Here is a 3,097-nt window from a genome sequence, read left to right on the forward strand (position 1 = left end):
GGCCCGCATCATCAACGCCGACGCCGAACTCCAGGCCTCCAAGAAACTCGCCGAGGCCGCCAAGGAGATGTCCGAGCAGCCCGCCGCGCTCCAGCTGCGGCTGCTGCAGACCGTCGTCGCCGTCGCCGCCGAGAAGAACTCGACACTGGTGCTGCCCTTCCCGGTGGAGCTGCTCCGCTTCCTGGAGAGGGCCCAGGAACAGCACCCGCCGAACCCTCAGCTGGAGAAGTGACGGGTGCCGCGCGGCGTGGCCCGCGGGCGTGTGCTCATGGCCCTGGCGGCGGTGAGCGGGCTCGTGTCGGCCTGCGGGGACGGCGGCGGCGGTACGGCCGTCCCCTCTCCCAGCGCCGCGCACCGCATCTCGCTGTCCTCTCCCGCCTTCACCGACGGCGGCACCATCCCGCGCCGCCACACCTGCGACGGCGAGGACGTCTCGCCCGCGCTGGAGTTCTCCGGTGTCCCCGCCGGCGCCATCACCCTGGCGGTCCTGGTCCAGGACCTCGACGCCCCGCACCGCGCCTTCACGCACTGGCTGCTGTGGAACGCGGACGCGAGGCGCGCCGACTGGCCGGCCGGCCAGGTGCCCCCGGGCGCGACACAGGGCCGCAACGGCTTCGGGAAGCGGGGGTACGGCGGCCCCTGCCCGCCCAAGGGCACCCGGAGCAGCCCCCACCACTACGTCTTCTCGGTCTACGCCGCCGACCGCACCCTCCGCCTGCCCGCCGACGCCTCGGCCGCCGACCTCGAGCGCGCGCTGGCCGGCCACACGCTGGCCGCGGGCACCCTGACGGGCCGTTACGGCCGCTGATCGCTGGCAACCCGCCCACCGAGGCCGCAGGATCGAGTCAGACCGGACCGGAAGGGGTGCCCCGTGTCCCAGGACGGCAAGAGGCAGAAGGCCGCGACGGCGGATCTCCGGACGCTGCTGCGGGTGCCGCGCGGCGAACCGATCGACCTGGCGGCGTACGACACCCGGGCCGTCCCCGCCGGGCCCGGCGGCAAGTCCGCGGGCCGCGCGGCCACCGCACGCCTCGGCAAGCGCCTCGCCGGGCTGCAGGAACGCCTGTGGGCGATGGGCCTCACCGGTGACCGCCGCCGGGTGCTGCTGGTGCTGCAGGGCATGGACACCAGCGGCAAGGGCGGCACGATCAAACACGTGGTCGGCCTGCTCAACCCGGCCGGCTGCCGGGTCAAGGGCTTCCGTGCGCCCACTCCCGAGGAGCGGGAGCACCCCTTCCTGTGGCGGATCGAGAAGGAACTCCCCCGGCCGGGCGAACTCGGCGCCTTCGACCGCTCGCACTACGAGGACGTCCTCGTCCCCCGCGTCCGCGCGCTGGTCCCCCGTGCCGAGATCGAACGCCGCTACGACGAGATCAACCGCTTCGAGCAGCGCCTGGTCGACGACCGCGTCACCGTCGTGAAGTGCTTCCTGCACATCTCCTACGAGGAGCAGCGCCGCCGCCTGCTCAGGCGCCTGGACCGCCCCGACAAGCGCTGGAAGTTCAGCCCAGGCGACATCGACGACCGCGCGCTGTGGCCCGCCTACCAGGAGGCGTACGAGATCGCGCTGCACCGCTGCTCGACGCCGTACGCCCCCTGGTACGTGGTCCCGGCCGACCGCAAGTGGTACCGCGACTGGGCGATCGCCCGGCTGCTCCTGCAGCATTTCGAGGCGCTGGATCCGCGCTACCCGGAGCCGGACTGGGACCTTCGGGAGTGCCGGGAGCGGCTGCAGAAGGGGGCTTGAGGCCCGGCACGCCCGCACCGTTCCACAAAGGGGGCGATTCATCCCTTTATGTTCGTAGGGTGATCATTCGAGTACGACAAGCTGCGGCCGCCTGTGCGCTCGGCGCCGCGCTCACCGCCTGCGGCGCACCCGCCGCTCCCCGTGCCGCCCACCCGGCGCCCACGGCGACCCGCGCCACCCCCTCCAGGCCCCCGACGCTCGCCCCCGGCCCCACCGGCCTCACCCCCGTCTTCAGCAACGGCCCCCGCACCCACGGCCGGACGGTCGCCCTCACCTTCGACGCCGACATGACCGCGGACGAGGGCGCACGGGCGGCACGCGGGGAGCGCTTCGACAATCCGCAGCTCATCGCGACGCTGCGGGCGCTGAAGGTGCCGGCGACCGTGTTCATGACGGGGCGCTGGGCCGACGAGTATCCGCTGCAGGCGCGGTCCATCGACCGGGACCCGCTCTTCGAGATCGCCAACCACTCCTACAGCCACTACGCCTTCACCGGGGACTGCTACGGACTGCCGACCGTGCCCGAGGACCGCATGCGGGCGGACGTCGAGCGCGCGTACGCCGCCTTCCGCAGGGCCGGCGTGACGGACGCGATGCCCTACTTCCGCTTCCCCGGCGGGTGCTACGACCGGACGGCCCTGAAGGCGCTCACCCCGACCGGCGTCACCGCCGTCCAGTGGGACGTGGTGAGCGGGGACGCGTTCGCCACGGACTCCGACGCGGTGGCCCGGCAGGTGCTGGAGGGGGTGCGTCCGGGCTCGGTCGTCGTCATGCACTGCACCCGCAGCGCGGCGCCGGCGACCGAGCGGGCGGTGCGGAGAATCGTGCCCGAACTGCGCGCGAAGGGCTACCGGTTCGTGAAGGTCTCCCAGCTGATCCGGTCCGCGGGCGAGCAAAGGTGACCCGCTTACGCTGGAGGCATGAGCGACGAGGGTGACGGCTACTGCACGATCGGCGACACGGCGAGGCCGCCGAAGGCCGACGGGCCGCCGTACGCGGAGTGCGTGCTGTGCCGGGAGCCGACGGAGTACGCGGAGTCGTACAAGGGCGTCACGCTGTGCCCCGTGTGCGAGTGGCAGGAGGCCCAGCGGAGCGCCTGTTCAGGGTGAGCGGCGGGACGCCAGGGCGCAGGCCGCCGCGGTCGCCGGCGCCGCGAGGGCGGCCGCCGCGGCCAGTGGCAGCAGCGGTACCGGGACCGTTCCCGACTGCGAGCCGGTGACCAGGCCGCTGACCGCCGCCTGCGCCGGGGAGCCGGTCGCCACCACCGACGTCAGCGCCGCCAGGAGCATCGCCGGGACCGCCCGGCCCGGTGAGCGCAGCAGCGGCCAGTTGGTGAGCGCCCCGACGGCC

The 3,097-nt window shown here is 73.9% G+C and carries 4 protein-coding genes and 2 pseudogenes; 5 read left to right on the top strand and 1 reads right to left on the bottom strand.

What is annotated here, in order from left to right; translation table 11 throughout:
- The 5 genes and pseudogenes from M8J74_RS41915 to M8J74_RS41935 all read left to right on the top strand — a co-directional run.
- A pseudogene (locus M8J74_RS41915) lies at positions 1-232 on the top strand (slipin family protein); the annotation flags it as partial.
- A gap of 15 nt (positions 233-247) precedes the next feature.
- Complete coding sequence (locus tag M8J74_RS41920) at positions 248-808, top strand: YbhB/YbcL family Raf kinase inhibitor-like protein (RefSeq protein ID WP_249841420.1); 561 nt, start codon at positions 248-250, stop codon at positions 806-808.
- 63 nt (positions 809-871) lie between these two features.
- Positions 872-1,747 carry a PPK2 family polyphosphate kinase gene (locus M8J74_RS41925; protein ID WP_249841421.1) on the top strand — a complete coding sequence of 292 codons (876 nt, stop codon included), beginning with the start codon at positions 872-874 and terminating at the stop codon, positions 1,745-1,747.
- 59 nt (positions 1,748-1,806) lie between these two features.
- Positions 1,807-2,649: a polysaccharide deacetylase family protein gene (locus M8J74_RS41930; protein ID WP_249841422.1), complete on the top strand. Its 843-nt coding sequence runs from the start codon at positions 1,807-1,809 to the stop codon at positions 2,647-2,649.
- An 18-nt stretch (positions 2,650-2,667) separates the two neighbouring features.
- Positions 2,668-2,856, top strand: coding sequence for a hypothetical protein (locus M8J74_RS41935; protein ID WP_249841423.1), 189 nt, complete (start codon positions 2,668-2,670; stop codon positions 2,854-2,856).
- On the opposite strand, the pseudogene M8J74_RS41940 reads toward M8J74_RS41935, so the two are convergent.
- Positions 2,848-3,097, bottom strand: a pseudogene (locus tag M8J74_RS41940) (ABC transporter); the annotation flags it as partial. The gene M8J74_RS41935 and the pseudogene M8J74_RS41940 overlap by 9 nt on opposite strands.

Source organism: Streptomyces panaciradicis, from assembly GCF_023516615.1.
GTDB classification, from domain to species: Bacteria; Actinomycetota; Actinomycetes; order Streptomycetales; family Streptomycetaceae; genus Streptomyces; species Streptomyces panaciradicis.